Origin of the sequence: Pseudomonas idahonensis (assembly GCF_037903935.1) — a bacterium.
Lineage (GTDB): Bacteria > Pseudomonadota > Gammaproteobacteria > Pseudomonadales > Pseudomonadaceae > Aquipseudomonas > Aquipseudomonas danubii.
Map to the genome: position 1 here is coordinate 302,894 of NZ_CP149586.1, position 16,426 is coordinate 319,319.

General features: G+C 62.5%; 16 protein-coding genes and 1 pseudogene. 9 read left to right on the forward strand and 8 right to left on the reverse strand.

From position 1 onward, the window contains the following. The first annotated feature begins 2 nt into the window (after positions 1–2). Entirely contained in the window at positions 3–743 is a 741-nt protein-coding gene (ompR, locus tag WIN67_RS01380; RefSeq protein ID WP_016966992.1) for a two-component system response regulator OmpR, read from the forward strand. A 105-nt stretch (positions 744–848) separates the two neighbouring features. Beyond that, positions 849–2,162, forward strand: coding sequence for an ATP-binding protein (locus WIN67_RS01385; protein ID WP_273907806.1), 1,314 nt, complete (start codon positions 849–851; stop codon positions 2,160–2,162). Positions 2,163–2,291: 129 nt separating this feature from the next. On the opposite strand, the gene rimK is transcribed toward WIN67_RS01385, so the two are convergent. From rimK to WIN67_RS01400, 3 genes are read right to left on the reverse strand one after another with little or no spacing between them, the layout of a single operon-like run. Continuing rightward, positions 2,292–3,197 (reverse strand): 30S ribosomal protein S6--L-glutamate ligase, encoded by a 906-nt coding sequence (rimK, locus tag WIN67_RS01390; RefSeq protein ID WP_007931744.1) that lies wholly within the window; start codon positions 3,195–3,197, stop codon positions 2,292–2,294. Continuing rightward, positions 3,194–3,658 (reverse strand): ATP-dependent zinc protease, encoded by a 465-nt coding sequence (locus tag WIN67_RS01395; RefSeq protein ID WP_370505884.1) that lies wholly within the window; start codon positions 3,656–3,658, stop codon positions 3,194–3,196. The genes rimK and WIN67_RS01395 overlap by 4 nt, the downstream gene beginning before the upstream one ends. Before the next feature lie 35 nt (positions 3,659–3,693). Further along, the gene (locus tag WIN67_RS01400; RefSeq protein ID WP_110595317.1) at positions 3,694–4,473 is read right to left on the reverse strand and encodes an EAL domain-containing protein; all 780 of its coding nucleotides are present in this window, start codon (positions 4,471–4,473) and stop codon (positions 3,694–3,696) included. Between the two features lie 115 nt (positions 4,474–4,588). On the opposite strand from WIN67_RS01400, the gene WIN67_RS01405 reads away from it, so the two are divergent. Continuing rightward, positions 4,589–4,993, forward strand: coding sequence for an RNA-binding S4 domain-containing protein (locus WIN67_RS01405; RefSeq protein WP_265074042.1), 405 nt, complete (start codon positions 4,589–4,591; stop codon positions 4,991–4,993). 76 nt (positions 4,994–5,069) lie between these two features. Here the strand turns inward: WIN67_RS01405 and WIN67_RS01410 are convergent, their stop codons facing one another. Further along, entirely contained in the window at positions 5,070–5,882 is an 813-nt protein-coding gene (locus WIN67_RS01410; protein ID WP_102882180.1) for a phosphatase PAP2 family protein, read from the reverse strand. A 99-nt stretch (positions 5,883–5,981) separates the two neighbouring features. Between WIN67_RS01410 and hslO the strand changes: the two genes are divergently transcribed. After that, complete coding sequence (gene hslO / locus WIN67_RS01415) at positions 5,982–6,884, forward strand: Hsp33 family molecular chaperone HslO (protein WP_102882179.1); 903 nt, start codon at positions 5,982–5,984, stop codon at positions 6,882–6,884. 179 nt (positions 6,885–7,063) lie between these two features. Beyond that, entirely contained in the window at positions 7,064–8,608 is a 1,545-nt protein-coding gene (locus WIN67_RS01420; RefSeq protein WP_102882178.1) for a phosphoenolpyruvate carboxykinase, read from the forward strand. 62 nt (positions 8,609–8,670) lie between these two features. On the opposite strand, the gene WIN67_RS01425 is transcribed toward WIN67_RS01420, so the two are convergent. The 3 genes and pseudogenes from WIN67_RS01425 to WIN67_RS01435 form a co-directional block, all read right to left on the reverse strand. After that, a complete protein-coding gene (locus WIN67_RS01425) occupies positions 8,671–9,525 on the reverse strand; it encodes a DMT family transporter (RefSeq protein ID WP_181433902.1) in 855 nt (284 codons plus the stop codon). 62 nt (positions 9,526–9,587) lie between these two features. After that, positions 9,588–9,893, reverse strand: a pseudogene (locus tag WIN67_RS01430) (HipA domain-containing protein); the annotation flags it as partial. Next, entirely contained in the window at positions 9,894–10,247 is a 354-nt protein-coding gene (locus WIN67_RS01435) for a DUF1493 family protein (RefSeq protein ID WP_253164219.1), read from the reverse strand. Positions 10,248–10,480: 233 nt separating this feature from the next. On the opposite strand from WIN67_RS01435, the gene WIN67_RS01440 reads away from it, so the two are divergent. The 4 genes from WIN67_RS01440 to WIN67_RS01455 all read left to right on the forward strand — a co-directional run bounded on the left by WIN67_RS01440 (position 10,481) and on the right by WIN67_RS01455 (position 15,504). Beyond that, on the forward strand, positions 10,481–11,653 hold the full coding sequence (locus WIN67_RS01440; RefSeq protein WP_339070528.1) for a YfaP family protein: 1,173 nt from the start codon (positions 10,481–10,483) through the stop codon (positions 11,651–11,653). Between the two features lie 67 nt (positions 11,654–11,720). Beyond that, positions 11,721–12,851 carry a polysaccharide deacetylase family protein gene (locus tag WIN67_RS01445; protein WP_339070529.1) on the forward strand — a complete coding sequence of 377 codons (1,131 nt, stop codon included), beginning with the start codon at positions 11,721–11,723 and terminating at the stop codon, positions 12,849–12,851. A gap of 171 nt (positions 12,852–13,022) precedes the next feature. Next, positions 13,023–14,957, forward strand: coding sequence for an ATP-dependent DNA helicase RecQ (locus WIN67_RS01450; protein ID WP_339070530.1), 1,935 nt, complete (start codon positions 13,023–13,025; stop codon positions 14,955–14,957). A gap of 112 nt (positions 14,958–15,069) precedes the next feature. After that, a complete protein-coding gene (locus WIN67_RS01455) occupies positions 15,070–15,504 on the forward strand; it encodes an acyl-CoA thioesterase (RefSeq protein ID WP_102862668.1) in 435 nt (144 codons plus the stop codon). A 179-nt stretch (positions 15,505–15,683) separates the two neighbouring features. On the opposite strand, the gene WIN67_RS01460 is transcribed toward WIN67_RS01455, so the two are convergent. After that, positions 15,684–16,157 carry a YMGG-like glycine zipper-containing protein gene (locus tag WIN67_RS01460; protein WP_102862669.1) on the reverse strand — a complete coding sequence of 158 codons (474 nt, stop codon included), beginning with the start codon at positions 16,155–16,157 and terminating at the stop codon, positions 15,684–15,686. Positions 16,158–16,426 lie beyond the last annotated feature (269 nt).

The window sequence follows — 16,426 nt, forward strand, 5'->3', positions numbered from 1 at the left end:
CAATGAGCAGCACTGCACAAACTGCTGAAGGCGAAAAAATTCTTATTGTTGACGACGATCCGGGGCTGAGCAGCCTGCTGGAGCGTTTTTTCGTCAGCAAGGGCTACCGTGCCCGCGCGGTACCGAACACCGAGCAAATGGACCGTCTGTTGGGTCGCGAAGTGTTCAACCTGGTGGTCCTCGACCTGATGCTGCCCGGCGAAGACGGCCTGACCGCCTGCCGCCGACTGCGCAGTGCCAACAACCAGATTCCGATCATCATGCTCACCGCCAAGGGCGACGAGCTGAGCCGCATCAAGGGCCTGGAGCTGGGTGCCGACGATTACCTGGCCAAGCCGTTCAACCCTGACGAACTGATGGCCCGGGTCAAGGCCGTGCTGCGTCGTCAGTCGGCTCCGGTGCCGGGCGCGCCGGGCAGCGAAGACGAAAGCGTGACCTTCGGTGACTACGAACTGTCCCTGGCCACTCGCGAACTCAAGCGTGGCGATGAAGTGCACATGCTCACCACCGGTGAGTTCGCGGTGCTCAAGGCCCTGGTGATGAACGCCCGCCAGCCGTTGACCCGCGACAAACTGATGAACCTGGCCCGTGGCCGCGAGTGGGATGCCCTGGAGCGTTCCATCGACGTGCAGATCTCCCGCCTGCGGCGGATGATCGAGCCCGACCCTTCCAAACCGCGCTATATCCAGACCGTCTGGGGCGTGGGTTATGTCTTCGTGCCGGATGGCACCGCGACCAAGTGATAGGTGATTTGTAGGAGCGAACGCCCGGGCCGGTAACGACCCGGGCGTTCGCATTCTGCCACTCCGCGAGCGCGAGCCGCTCCTGCAAAGTGTGTATTGGCTGTTATGAAAACCCCGCTGTGGTTCCCCCAGAGTTTCTTCTCCCGCACCCTGTGGCTGGTGCTGATCGTGGTGCTGTTTTCCAAGGCATTGACCCTGGTTTATCTGTTGATGAACGAGGACGTGCTGGTGGACCGGCAGTACAGCCACGGCGTGGCCCTGACCCTGCGCGCCTATTGGGCCGCCGACGAATCCAACCGCGATCAGATCGCCGAAGCCGCCGGCCTGATCAAGGTGGTGGGCAGCGGTGTGCCGGCCGGCGAGCAGCACTGGCCCTACAGCGAGATCTACCAGCGGCAGATGCAGGCCGAGTTGGGTGCCGACACCGAAGTGCGCCTGCGCATGCATGCACCTCCGGCGCTTTGGGTCAGGGCCCCGAGCCTGGGGGATGGCTGGCTCAAGGTGCCGCTGTATCCGCATCCGCTGCGGGGGCAGAAGATCTGGAGCGTGCTGGGCTGGTTCCTGGCCATCGGCCTGTTATCCACCGCCTCGGCGTGGATCTTCGTCAGCCAGCTCAACCAACCGCTCAAGCGCCTCGTCTACGCCGCTCGGCAACTGGGTCAGGGGCGCAGCGTGCGCCTGCCCATCAGCGATACACCGAGCGAGATGACCGAGGTGTACCGCGCCTTCAACCAGATGGCCGAGGATGTGGAGCAGGCGGGGCGTGAACGGGAGCTGATGTTGGCGGGGGTGTCCCACGACCTGCGCACGCCGCTGACCCGCTTGCGCCTGTCGCTGGAGTTGATGGGTGCGCACACCGACCTGACCGACGACATGGTGCGGGATATCGAGGACATGGACGCCATTCTCGATCAGTTCCTGGCCTTCATCCGCGACGGCCGCGACGAGTCGGTGGAAGAGGTGGACTTGAGCGATCTGGTGCGTGAGGTGGCCGCGCCCTACAACCAGAACCAGGAGCGGGTGCACCTGCGCCTGGAGTCGATCCAGCCGTTCCCGCTGCGTCGGGTATCGATGAAGCGTCTGCTCAACAACCTGATTGGCAACGCCTTGAATCATGCGGGAACGGATGTCGAAGTGGCGGCCTATGTGTCCGGTGACACCAATGCGCCTTATGTGGTGCTGAGCGTGATGGACCGCGGCGCGGGGATCGATCCGTCCGAACTGGAGGCGATCTTCAACCCCTTCACCCGTGGCGACCGTGCCCGGGGTGGCAAGGGCACCGGCCTGGGCCTGGCCATCGTCAAGCGGATTGCCGCCATGCACGGCGGCAACGTCGAACTGCGCAACCGTCCCGATGGCGGCCTGGAAGCGCGAGTGCGCTTGCCTTTGGGCTTGTTGCTGCCACGCGATGCGGACTGAACACCTGTAGCCGCTGCCGCAGGCTGCGATAAGGGCCGAAGGCCCTTGCGCGGCCCGCAAGCGCGACTGCTGCGCAGCCGGTCAGAGCCTGCGGCAGTGGCTACAGGGGCCGCCGATCGAGCGTACCCCTTAGCCCTTACCCTTGGTCCGGGTCATGTTCGGCCCGCCATTTTTCTCGATGTGTTCGATGATGATCCCTGCCACGTTCTTGCCGGTGGTGGTCTCGATCCCTTCCAGGCCCGGCGAGGAATTGACTTCCATCACCAGCGGCCCGTGATTGGAGCGCAGGATATCCACCCCCGCCACGCTCAGGCCCATGACCTTGGCCGCCCGCAGTGCGGTCATGCGTTCTTCCGGGGTGATCTTGATCAGGCTAGCGCTGCCGCCACGATGCAGGTTGGAGCGGAACTCACCCGGCTTGGCCTGGCGTTTCATCGCCGCGATCACCTTGTCCCCCACCACGAAGCAGCGAATGTCGGCGCCGCCGGCTTCCTTGATGTATTCCTGGACCATGATGTTCTGCTTCAGGCCCATGAAGGCCTCGATCACCGATTCCGCCGCAGTGGCGGTTTCACACAGCACCACGCCGATGCCCTGGGTGCCTTCCAGTACCTTGATCACCAGGGGCGCGCCGTTGACCATTTCGATCAGGTCGGGAATGTCGTCCGGCGAGTGGGCAAAGCCGGTCACTGGCAGGCCGATGCCACGCCGCGACAGCAACTGCAGCGAGCGCAGCTTGTCCCGGGAGCGGGCGATGGCCACCGACTCGTTGAGCGGGAAGACTCCCATCATTTCGAACTGGCGCAGCACCGCGCAGCCATAGAAGGTCACCGAGGCACCAATCCGCGGGATCACCGCATCGAAGCCTTCCAGGGGCTTGCCGCGGTAGTGGATCTGCGGCTTGTGGCTGGCAATGTTCATGTAGGCGCGCAGGGTGTCGACCACTACCATTTCATGGCCACGCTCGGTGCCGGCTTCGACCAGACGACGAGTGGAATACAGACGCGGGTTACGCGACAGCACAGCGATCTTCATGCAACACCTGTGGCAGAGGTAGTGGATACCGGGAACACCGGTTTGTCTTGTACGTATTTGATGCCCGGATTGACCACCAACTGGCCGTCGATCAGCGCCTTGGAACCCAGCAGCAGGCGATAGCGCATGGCCTTGCGGCAGGCGAGGGTGAATTCCACCCGCCATACGCGATCGCCCAGGGCCAGGGTGGTGCTGATCACATAGCGCACCTGAGCCTGGCCGTTGGAGCTTTTAATAGTTTTCATCGCCACCAGCGGCGCTTCGCAACGCCGGTGACGCAACTGCACCACACTGCCCAAGTGGGCATTGAAACGCACCCACTGTTCACCGTCGCGTTCGAAGGGCTCGATCTCGGTGGCATGCAGGCTGGAGGTACTGGCTCCGGTATCGATCTTGGCGCGCAGGCCGGCCACTCCCAGATCAGGAAGCGCCACCCACTCGCGCAGACCGACAACGGTCAAATGGTCAAAAGTCTTCAAATAGGGGAAATCCGCAATTAGCTTTTCCAGGCCGCGACCGGAACCTCGGCCAGGGCTTTGAATGCAGGTTTGGCGAACCAGTAACCCTGCATCAGATAAATTCCACAGTCGCTGAGAAAGTCCCGTTCACCAGCGCTTTCAATGCCTTCGGCAATGACTGTAACGCCCAACTCCGCACAGATTGTGACAATCCCACGAACGATCGCCTGGCGTACGCGATCCTGGTCGACATCGCGAATCAGCGCCATGTCGAGCTTGATCAGGTCGGGTTGGAAATTCGCCAGCAAGTTCAGCCCCGAGTACCCCGCGCCGAAGTCATCGATGGCGGTCTTGAAGCCGAATTCGCGGTATTCACGCAGAATATGGGTCAAATGGCGACTGTTATCTACGTGCTGGCTTTCCAGGGTTTCGAAAATCAGCCGGTCCAGGGGAAAGTGCTGGGCGCGGGCGGCTTCCAGGGTGCTGCGGATGCACAGTTCCGGGCGGTACACGGCGTTGGGCATGAAGTTGATCGACAGGTGGCTTTGCATCCCCATCTGCGCGGCCGTGGTGATGGCCAGGGTCCGGCAGCGCTGGTCGAAGCGATAGCGGTTGCTGTCGTCGACCTGGTCCAGCACGGTGTGGGCGCCTTCGCCATTGACCCCGCGCACCAGGGCTTCATGGGCAAAGATCGAGCGGTCGCGCAGATCGACTATGGGTTGATAGGCGAAGGAAAAATCGAAGCCCAGTGGCGGGCTTTTTTGGCAGCCTTCGCAGCGGTTGTCCGGCGAGGTCAGGGAAGTGGGGAAATCAGTCACGGGGACTCCTCGCGTGTCAGGACGCAACCTGGGTTATTTTAGGTGAGTGGCAGGATTTATGAGAGCCCGTAGGCGGGCCGTACAGTTGCGACATTTTTCAGCAAGAGGAATTCCAGTGGCGCACAAGCAGGAAGAAGAGGACAAGGTTCGTCTGGATAAATGGCTGTGGGCGGCGCGCTTCTACAAGACTCGCGCCCTGGCCAAGGCGGCTATTGAAAGCGGCAAGGTGCATCACCGTGGCGAGCGCTGCAAGCCGGGCAAGGAGCCGCGGGTAGGCGACGAGTATCAGATTCGCGCCGGCTTCGACGAGCGCACCGTGGTGGTCCAGGCGCTTTCCATCGTCCGTCGTGGCGCGCCCGAAGCGCAGACGCTCTACACGGAAACCGAAGCCAGCATCGCCAAGCGTGAAACCGCGGCGGCCCAGCGCAAGGCTGGCGCCCTGGGGGTCAGCACGGAAGGCAAACCGAGCAAGAAGCAGCGCCGTGATCTGTTCAAGTTCCACGGCAGCAGCCACGAGTGAAAGCGTAGGAGCCGGCTTGCCGGCGAAGGCGTCCTCAAGGGTCCATTCGCCGGCAAGCCGGCTCCTACAGGTCTGATCAGCGCAGCAGGCTGCTGGAGCGGACCACACTCATGCGCGAGAGCACCGGCATCCGGGTCATCAGCTTGAATAGCGGGTGTGTCAGGCGCAGCAGGAAGTTCGACATCCGTGCCGCATACGGCGTGTAGTAGCCCCAACCCAAGGCCAGCACCGCCAGCAGCACGCCGCCGATGTAGTCGTCCTGGCCCCAATGTGCGCCTGCCACCAGGCGCGGCATCATGAACAGCAGGGTCAGGCCCCAGACGATCAGGAACTGGCCGACGCTGCGGCTGAACATGCCCATGAACAGGCCCCAGATCAGTAGCACCGAAGCGTGGTCGCCGGGGAAGCTCTGGCTGGATCGGTCCTTGAGTTCCCAGGTCTTTTCCCAGCCGGGGAAGTAGTCGCTCAGGTGCACGGCGCCTTCGAGCACCATGGACGGGCTGTTGTGTTGCCAGTTCATCAGCGCCACCAGCTTGGAAAACAGCGCGCGAATCACCACCATAAGAATCAGGATCGACAGGAAGCCGAAAAACGCCCGGCGCACGTCCACCGCCTTGAACACCCAGTCACCGCGAATCAGCAGGCCGAGCATGATCAGCCCCACCACGATATCGAAGGGGCGCAGGCTGGCCACGGCCCAGATGTGCAGCCAGGTGGAGTTTGTTGCAAGGGGAGTGTTGAGGTGACGGAACAGCCACTCGTCGAACATCAGGCAGTACATCTGCCCGGTTGGCCACAACCAGAATCCCAGCAGGGCCAAAGGGAGTAAATTGCACAGAACCAGCTTGCCGAGGTTCCACCTTGCTTGGAACAAACCCGGATTGTTCATAAAATATCTCCAGTCACCGCAAAAACTGCACCTTCATGGTGCAAAACCGCAATTTTCGGTGCTTGTAACCTTTTTGTCATCATTCAGATACCCAGACCTATGACTGATTTGCCGGATACCGACTTCACTCAACGCTTCATCTTTGATGAGAGCGACGCCCGCGGCGAGCTGGTGGCGCTGGAGCGCAGTTACGCTGAAGTCCTCGCCAAACATTCCTATCCCGAGCCGGTGGCACAACTGCTCGGCGAGCTGATGGCGGCGGCATCGTTGCTGGTTGGCACCTTGAAGTTCGATGGCTTGCTGATTCTCCAGGCCCGCTCCGAAGGCCCGGTGCCGTTGCTGATGATCGAGTGCTCCAGCAACCGCGAGATCCGCGGCCTGGCCCGCTACGACGCGTCGCAGATCGCCCCTGACGCGACCCTTGCCGACATGATGCCCAACGGCGTCCTGGCCCTGACCGTGGACCCGACCCAGGGCCAGCGTTACCAGGGCATCGTCGACCTGGACGGCGCCACCCTGGCCGAATGCTTCACCAACTACTTCGTCATGTCGCAGCAGACCGGCACCCGTTTCTGGCTCTACGCCGACGGCCGCAATGCCCGCGGCCTGCTCTTGCAACAACTGCCTGCCGACCGCCTGCGCGATCCGGAAGAACGCGAAGCCAATTGGCAACACCTCACCGCCCTGGCCAGCACTTTGACCGCCGATGAACTGCTGAGCCTGGACAACGAAACCGTGCTGCACCGCCTGTACCACGAAGAAGCCGTGCGCCTGTTCGACGTGCAACCGCTGCGCTTCCGCTGCAGCTGCTCCCGCGAGCGTTCGGGCAACGCGCTGGTCAGCCTGGGGCTCGAAGATGCTCAGGAACTGGTGGTGGAACATGGCGGCAGCATCGAGATCGATTGCCAGTTCTGCAACGAGCGTTATCTGTTCGATGCCGCCGATATCACGCAATTGTTTGCCGGTGCGGGCGTCGACACGCCGTCAGATACTCGTCACTAAAACGGTTCAGCGCAGGTAAATCACCTGGCAAACGCCGGAATTACGCCGTACTGACGGGAGGACCCTACTATTTTTGGGCTTTTCTGGCATAATCCGGCGCACTTTTTTCGCGGTAGTAGTGCGCGAGTTTCTACTACAAAACGTTTGGAGCACTCGGCCACTGGCCGACGGGGAACCTCATGACGCAAGCCAATAACGCCGTGTACACCGATCTGAGTGTGGATGATCTGGTCAAAGAAGCCCTGAACCGCGGTGAGGGCGAACTGGCCGATACCGGCGCTCTGGTGGTTCGCACCGGTCATCGTACCGGCCGTTCGCCAGTGGACCGTTTCATCGTTGAAGAGCCCACCACCCAGGACGCTATCGCCTGGGGCCCGATCAACCGCAAGTTCCCGGCGGCCAAGTTCGACGCCCTGTGGGACCGCGTTGAAGCCTACCTGGGCGAGCGCGAGCGTTTTGTTTCCCACGTGCATGTAGGTTCCGATCCGGCGCACTACCTGCCAGTGAAAATGACCACCGAGACTGCCTGGCACAACCTGTTCGGCCGTTGCCTGTTCATCAACCCCGAGCAGTACAACGCCGGTGGCAAGGACGAGTGGCAGATCCTCAACGCGCCAAACTTCGTTTGCGAGCCTGAGCGCGACGGCACCAACTCCGATGGCACCGTGATCCTCAACTTCGCGGCCAAGAAAGTGCTGATCGCCGGCATGCGCTACGCCGGTGAAATGAAGAAAGCCCTGTTCTCCGTGCAGAACTTCCTGCTGCCAGCTGCCGACGTGCTGCCAATGCACTGCGCCGCCAACATGGGCGAAGACGGCGACGTGACCCTGTTCTTCGGTCTGTCGGGCACCGGCAAAACCACCCTGTCGGCCGACGAAAGCCGTTACCTGATCGGTGACGACGAACACGGCTGGGGCGTGGGCGTGGTGTTCAACATCGAAGGCGGTTGCTATGCCAAGTGCATCGACCTGTCGGAAAAGAACGAGCCGGTGATCTGGAAAGCCATCCAGCACGGCGCCGTACTGGAAAACGTGGTGATCGACCCGGTCACCAAGAAAGCCGACTACGCCGACGACAGCCTGACTCAGAACAGCCGCGCTGCTTACCCGCGCGAGCTGATCGAAAAACGCGCACCGAAGAACCTCGGTGGCGAGCCTAATGCCGTGATCTTCCTGACCTGCGACCTGACCGGCGTACTGCCACCGGTGTCGATCCTCAGCGAAGAACAAGCCGCCTACCACTTCCTGTCTGGCTACACCGCTCTGGTGGGCTCGACTGAAATGGGTTCGGGCTCGGGCATCAAGTCGACCTTCTCCACCTGCTTCGGCGCCCCGTTCTTCCCGCGTCCGGCGGGCGAATACGCCGAGCTGCTGATCAAGCGCATCCGCGGCTTCGGTTCCAAGGTCTACCTGGTCAACACCGGCTGGACCGGCGGTGGCTACGGCGTGGGCAAACGCTTCAACATCCCCACCACCCGTGGCGTGATTGCAGCGATCCAGAGCGGCGCGCTGATCGGTGCCGAGACCGAGCACCTGGACATCATCAACCTGGACGTGCCAAAAGCCGTACCGGGCGTCGAAACCGGCCTGCTCAACCCACGCAACACCTGGGCTGACAAAGCGGCCTACGACGAAGCCGCCAAGGCTCTGGCCGGCCTGTTCATCGAGAACTTCAAGAAGTTCGACGTGAGCGACGCGATCAAGGCTGCCGGTCCTAAGCTGTAAGCTTCGACCTGCCATGAAAAAGCCGCCCTTCGGGGCGGCTTTTTTATGGGCTACAGAAAGCCTCACGTCTTCAGGTGCAACACCAACGCCCCGAGCAACACCAGCACCACGCCAGTCACTTGCACCGCCGTCAGCCGCTCCTTGAAGAACACATAGCCCAGCACCGCAGCGATGCCGCCGGACAGGGTGCTGATCACCGTCACCACCGACACCGAGCCGCTCATGGCGCCCCAGGAAAAGGCGAAGAAGGCGCCCAGGTTCATCAGGCTGGTGGAGGCCAGCAGGCCGCAGTTCTTCAGCGGCGGGATCTTCAGCCCGTCCACGACTTTGAGCACCATCAGCAGCATCACACCGCTGCCCACGGCGTAACCCAGCCAGAGCATGCTGATCGGCCCCAGTTGCGGCAGGGTGTAGCGGCCCTGTAGCCAGAAGCTGGTGCCGTACAGAACGGCCGAGAGCAGGGCGAAGAAGATCGAGCGGCCGGCGGCGGTGCTGTGGGGCAGTTTGCTGTCCGAGTGCAGGCTGGAGAGGATGACGCCGATCACGCACAACAGGATGCACATGAGTTGCAGCAGGCTGATCTGTTCGCCGCTGGCCCAGGACAGCAGGGTGGTGACCACGCCGTAGGAGGTCACCAATGGGGCGACGATGGAGGCTTTGCCCAGGGCGAAGGCCTTGCCCAGGGCCAGGGCGCCGGAGACGGTAAAGGCCGCGGCGACCACGCCCATCAGCCAGACTTGCGCGGGCGCGGCCAGGGCCTTGTAGAGGATGGCGGGAAAGATCACCAGCAGCAGGCTCATCAGGATGAACCCCAGGCTCTGGCTGAAGAACACTGCCCGTTTCACGCCCACGGCGCGGACGTTGAGCCCCACGAGAAAATCGGTGCCGCCCCAGAGCAGGGCGGCGAGCAAGCCCATCAATACGTCCACTGACTGTCCTTGTCGATTGACGGGTTGGCGGAGTCCAACGGCCGTGCTGTTTACTGCTGTGCGAGTCGAAACGCCGGGGCCATGCGTTCTTGTTCACGCCGGGACAGCCCCAGGGCCTGGGCCAGGGTGGGCCATTGGCGAACCACGCTCTGGCAGTGTTCGATGATGCCTTCTGCCTCTGCACGACCGAGGCGGAAATATGCCGCTACTTCCCGTGCCAGTTCAAGGTCCAGTGCATTGTCGGCTTCGCTGATGTTGAGTTTCAGCCCGTTGGCGTGGGCGCAGGGGTTCATGTCGTAGGCCGGGGACAGGCGCCAGCCGCGCCCGGGTTCGAGCATGAAGCCATGGTTGCGCAGTTAGAGCGCTTCCAGCACCTGGGTGTCCCAGCGCTGTTGCCTGATCGCCTGGTACAGCATGCCGATGGTCAGCGGCACCTTGTCGCCCCGGCCCTTGGCCCGGCGTTTCTGAAATGGGTCGAAGCCTTCTGGCTGGAAGTAGCGATAGCTGTCGAAGTCGACAAAATCGATGCCGAACTGCTCCTCCAGGGCCTGCAGCAAATGCCGGGCGTCGGCGCCGTCGCAGCCCAGGTCGAGGTTGATGGCGGTGCTCAGGCGCAGGGTCTTGCGCTCGGGCAGGCCGATTTCTTCATGCAGCAACTGCAGCAGTTGGCGCATGGTGGCGTCGTCGGGAAAGCCGGGGGCCAGTTGCATGATCGGAGTTCACTTGCGGCGTTTGAGAAGGTGGAGTGTACGGTGATTCTCCGGCTGAGTTGCAAGTCACCAAGTGGTTGCGCCAGCGGGCCATTTCGAGAGATCGGCACTGTTTTTTTGCCCGGTATTTCCCTGGTTGGACCGAGCATTGGCGGGCAAAACTGTGTATGGTTCGCCGCTGGCTGGTGGGCCGGGGCAGAGGCCCGGTCACCCTTATCTACAGGGATTTTGTTATGGCTTTTTTTCGCCTTGCGGCGCTGTTGTGGCTAGGGATGCTGGCGAGCTCGGTACAGGCTCAGGCGCTGTCGATCCAGGTGCTGGATGCGCTGGCCAAGGGCGCGCCGCTGGCCGATGCCCAGGTGCAGGTGCAACAGGGCGCGACTCAGGTTGCAGGCAGCACCGATGCCCAGGGCCGGGTCACCCTGACGGCCCAGGTGGCCGATTCGCCGGCCAGTGAGTTGCTGATCCGTAAAGCTGGCTACGCCGACCTGCGGGTCAAGTGCCCGTGCCAGGGGTTGAATTACGCCCTGAGTCCGCTGCTGGACAACCCGGAAAGCCTGCGAATAGTGCTGAGCTGGAGCGCGCCGGGGGAGGACCTCGATGCCCATCTGAGTTATCCCCACAAGCTGTTGTACTTCGCCACCGGCAAGGGACCCGGAGCTCGCCTGGAATCGGACAGCAGTGACAGCAGCCGGCCGGAAACCATCACCATCGACCAGCGTGTGCCGGGCGACGCCTACGTTTTTGCCGTGCACGACTTCACCAACAGCACCAGTTACGAAGCGTTGCGCCTGGGCCGCAGCCAGGCGCGGGTCTTTGTCTATAAAGGCGCTGCGCTGATCCGCAGCTACCGCGTGCCGCAGAACCGCAAGGGCAATCTGTGGGTGGTGTTTCGCCTGACCGCCGATGGCCGCCTGCAGGATATCAATCGGCTGCTGCTAGGCAGCGAGGAGCCGGAATCGGTCATGAGCGTGCTCGACCCGCTGCTGGAAAATGCCAAGTCCATCGATGAAGTGGTGGGCGCGGACTTCGGGCCGGTGGATGCCAAGAGCCTCAACCTTAAGGGCGAGGAGTCCTACCGCAAGGGTGATTTCGGCGGGGCGCGGATCCTCTACAGCGAAGCCATCGAGCTCGACCCGGGCTTTGCCCAGGCCTACAGCAACCTGGCCCTGGCCAATCGCAAGAACAGCCGCCCCGACGACGCCATAGCCGCGGACCGCAAGGCCATCGCCCTGGCCAGTGGCCCGGCCGCATCGACCATTCGCGCCAGTGCCTACTACGACATGGCGCGCATCTATGAAGACGCCGGGCAGTTGGCCATGGCGCTTGAGCACTACCACAAAGCCCGGGAACAAAAGGCCAACCCGGTGTATGACAAGGCCATTGAGCGGCTGCAAAACCGCTGATCACACAGGCAGAAGTTATCTCCACAACGCGCCGACAGTGGCGCGTTGTGCATTTATGGAGGTTGGTATGCGAATTGGTGTTCTCCCCTGGCTGCTGGCGCTGTGTCTGTCCAGCGGCGTGGCCCGGGCGGCCGGGCCGCAGGTGTTCGCCACCATCGACCGCAGTGGCTGGCCGAATGCCCTGACCAGCACGGCGGAATTCGACACCGCCTCACGGGGCGAGATTCTGATGTTCGGCAAAGCGCTGCTGGCCAGCGAAGCCTTGGACGAACAAGCCTTGAAGCAGCGGCTAGGAGTCAGGCAACTGGATCTGAAGTCAGTGAATCAGGTGCGCCAGCGCTTCTGGGAGTTGCTGTTGAACAACTACCGCTTGGCCAGCCGGGACTGTGAAGGTACGCCGTTCTGCCTCCCTGTACGCAATCTCGGTGAGCTGCGGCAACTGGTGGCCAGTTTTACCGGGGAGAGTAAATCCACTTATGGGGCGTGGGCCGAGGCCAGCACCCGGTTTCATCAGCAGTACCTGAACGAGCAACTGCGCCTGGCGGCGCTGTTCACCGTGGTCAGCAGCGAGATCCAGCGCATGGGGCCGACGGAACGCCTGGGGGACGAGCTGGCGGACCGGGAGTTTCTGCTGACCTTCGATGACGGGCCGAGCCTGCGGGGTGGGCATACCGATCAACTGATCGATGTGCTGCGATCCAAGGATCTGCATAGCCTGTTCTTTGTTCTGGGGGACTCGTTTCAGGCGCGCCTGAGTCAATCTTCGGCAGGGCAGATGCGCCAGTTGTACGATGGCCAGTGTGTGGGCGTACACGGTTGGGAACACAAATCCCACGCCTCGTGGAGCGAGTGGCAGCATTCGGTGATCCACAGCGCAAACCTGGCCAACCGCACTCTGGCGGATGAATACCAGCCGCTGTTTCGTCCGCCCTATGGGCAGCGACGCGCTGACAGTGCCGACTTCTTCAAGGCCCAGGGGCTGCAACTGATGCTGTGGAACATCGACTCCCAGGACTGGAGCAAAAAGGTCAGCGCCGCAGCCGCAGCCCAGCGGGTGCAGACCCTGATGCTGCTCTGGCGGCGCGGCATCATCCTGTTCCATGACACCCACGCCAAGGCCGCCCAGGCGGTGCCGGCACTGCTTGAGGCCAATCGGCACAATGGTGTGCGATGGCTGGACTGCCGAACCTTGCGCTAGGCCTAGGCTCCCTATCGTCGGCCAGCCGACTCCTGGGTAGGAGCCGGCTTACCGGTGAAAGTGCTCCCGCCCGGTATCATCCGGTATCTGTTTTCCTGCGACCTTTTCTCGAACCGCCGACCTGTGCCGCTAGTCTTCAAGGACAGGTCAGCGGTCAAAGGAGTGACCCTTATGCACAGCACCCTCGAACAGGTCTTCGGTTATCCACAGTTTCGTCCGGGTCAGGAGGCCGCAGTCAGTGCGGTGCTGGCTGGGCGCTCGGCGGCGGCGATCTTTCCCACCGGCTCCGGTAAGTCCCTGTGCTACCAATTGCCGGCCTTGCTGCTGCCGCACCTGACCCTGGTGGTCTCGCCGCTGCTGGCGTTGATGCAGGATCAGTTGGCCTTTCTCCAGCGTCATGGCATTGCCGCCGCCAGCATTGACTCGGCCCAGAGCCGCGATGCAGCCAATGACGTCATGGCCCGGGCCCGCTCCGGTGAACTGAAGATCCTGATGATCTCGGTGGAGCGTTTGAAGAACGAGCGCTTCCGCAATTTCTTGCAGCAGGTGCCCATCTCCCTGCTGGTGGTGGACGAGGCCCACTGCATCTCCGAATGGGGCCACAACTTCCGTCCCGACTACCTGAAACTGCCGGACTACCAGCGCCAGTTCAACATTCCCCAGGCCCTGCTGCTGACGGCCACGGCGACGCCCAAGGTGATCGCCGATATGCAGGCCAAGTTCGCCATTGATGCTGCCGACGTGGTGACCACCGGCTTCTACCGGCCCAACCTCAACCTGCTGGTGGAGCCGGTGCGCGGCGCGGACAAGCGCCGGCGCCTGGTGCAGTGGATGGGTGAACGGGCCGGGCAGCCAAGCATTGTCTACGTGACCCTGCAAAAGACCGCCGAACAGATCGCCGAGCACTTGAGCCGCCAGGGTATCGCCGCCGAGGCCTACCACGCCGGTCTGCCCCACGAGCAGCGCGAGTCGATCCAGCGCCGGTTCATGGAAGGGCGCAGTAACTACATCGTCGCGACAATCGCCTTCGGCATGGGCATCGACAAGAGCGACATCCGTAACGTGGTGCACTTCGATCTGCCCAAGTCCATCGAGAACTACAGCCAGGAGATCGGCCGCGCCGGGCGCGACGGCCAGCCTTCGGACTGCCTGGTGCTGGCCAACCGCGACAGCCTCAACGTGCTGGAGAACTTCGTCTATGGCGACACCCCGGAGTTGAGCGGCATCCGCTGTGTGCTGGATGAACTGCAGGCCTCGGTGGCGGAAGGACAATGGGAGTTCCTGCTCGGGCCCCTGGCGGACCAGAGCAACATCCGCCAGTTGCCGCTCAAGACCCTGTTGGTGCAGTTGGAACTGCGGGGCCTGATCGCCCCACGCTATGCCTACTTCGCCGAGTACCGCTTCAAGTTGCTGCTGGAACCCGAGGCCTTGCTGGCGCGTTTCGAAGGCGAGCGCCGGGACTTTGTCCAGGCCATCATCAACACCTCCAGCCGGGCCCGGACCTGGGCCACGGTGAATTTCGACGCGCTCTACGAGCAGTACCAGGCGCCGCGCAACCGGGTGGTCAAGGCCCTGGATTATTTCCAGGAGAAGGGTTGGGTGGAGCTGGAAAGCAAGCAGATGACCGAGGTCTACAGCCTGCTGCAAACCGACTTCGATGCCGCTGCCTTGAGCACTGATCTGCATGCTTATTTCACCCGGCACGAAGGCAGCGAAATAGCGCGGATTCACGCCATGCTCGACCTGTTCGCCACCGAGCAGTGCCTGGGGCAACGCCTGGCGCAGTATTTTGGTGACGATCAGGCGCCCCAGCGTTGTGGGCATTGCTCGGTCTGTCACGGCCAGGTGGCACGACTGCCGGAGCCACCCGCGTTGCCCGCGCTTGTGGATAAAAACTTCAACGGGTTGTGTGGCGATTTTATCCACAGCCATCAGCAACACACCGGCGATGTGCCGGGAGCAGAGCGGCTGACGCGTTTTCTCTGCGGCCTCAGCGTGCCTTTGTTCACCAAGCTCAAGGCCCGCAGCATTCCCGGGTTCGCGGCACTGGAGGACTATCCATACGCTGCCGTGCGTGAGTGGTGCGAGGCTCATCTGGCCGCCTGACAAGCCACTGGAGCAATGGACGCAAAAGGGTTTGCCCAGGCTTGGCTGTCTGCTGTGAAATGCCGGGCGATCAACCGATCGTCCGGCCTTCAATCCAAGGGAGAGAGCCCCGATGTCCGAGCCTATGCCGCAACGTGGCGACTATCGCCACTTCCAGCCGATCATCACCCGCTGGCACGACAACGACGTCTACGGCCATGTGAATAACGTCACCTACTACAGCTTCTTCGACACGGCGGTGAACACCTACCTGATCGAACAGGGCGGCCTGGATATCCATGATGGCGAGGTGGTGGGATTCGTGGTCAGCTCGGCCTGCGACTACTTTGCGTCCATCGCCTTTCCCGAACGTATCGAGATCGGCCTGCGGGTCGGCAAGCTGGGCAACAGTTCGGTGCAGTACGAGCTGGCGGTGTTCAAGGCGGGAGAGGCGGATGCCTGTGCGGCTGGCCGTTTCGTCCATGTATTCGTGGATCGGCGGTCGAACCAGCCGGTGCCGATTCCGCCCGCATTGCGAGCGGCTCTGGAGCGCCTGCTGCTGGCGTGAACTTCGATACTCGATCTCAACCCCGGCACTGGCACTTGTAGCCGCTGCCGAAGGCTGCGATCGGCTCCGCAGGAGACGCCAAACCTGAATCCACGGGGCAACTGACCCACCGCAGCGCCTGGCTTGGCGAGACCTGCGGCCTCGTGCGCAGCCTGCGGCAGCGGCTACAGGGCGGGGGGTCAGTCGCGATAGTGACGGTGCTTGCGATGCCCGTAGGCATGGCCACGGCCACGGTGGCCGTCGCGGTAGTAGCGGCGGTCATCGCGACCACGGTAGTCGCGATCTTCCCGGGCGCTTTCGTTGCCCATGTAGTTGCCCAGTGCACCGCCGGCGCCACCGCCTGCCGCGGCGCCGATCAGACTGCCGGTATTGCCGCCCATGCTGCGGCCTACCACGTTGCCGCCGGCTGCGCCCAGGGCGCCACCAATGGCTGCCTGGCCACGGCTGCGTTTGTCCGCACCCACCGCGCTACCGCCGGCACCGCCCAGGGCCGCACCAATGGCCGAACCGGTGTTGCCGCCGATCTGCTGACCGACCACCGAGCCTAGAACCCCACCCAATGCGCCGCCCACACCAGCTTCAACGGTGCCACCGGCAGAGGCAACGCCGCTGACCAGGCCAAGGGACAACAAGAGAATCGAGGAGAACTTCATACAGGAGCCTCAAAGGGATGACGGCGCGATCCTGAGGCCGGGCAACGCCGCTTACAAACGAAATCCGACGAATAGCACGAGTTGTACACAATCTCGTAACTTACTGTTTTTATTGCGGAACTTAAGTGAATTTCGCCGGTCTTTAGCTACTTCGGAATGGCCGCTTTGTTAACAAAGCGGCCTTTTTTGTGCCTGCGGTTCAAGGCTGCGCAGCGGCTTTCGCCGGCAAGCCGGCTCCTACGATTCACGCGCTAACTGTAGGAGCTGGC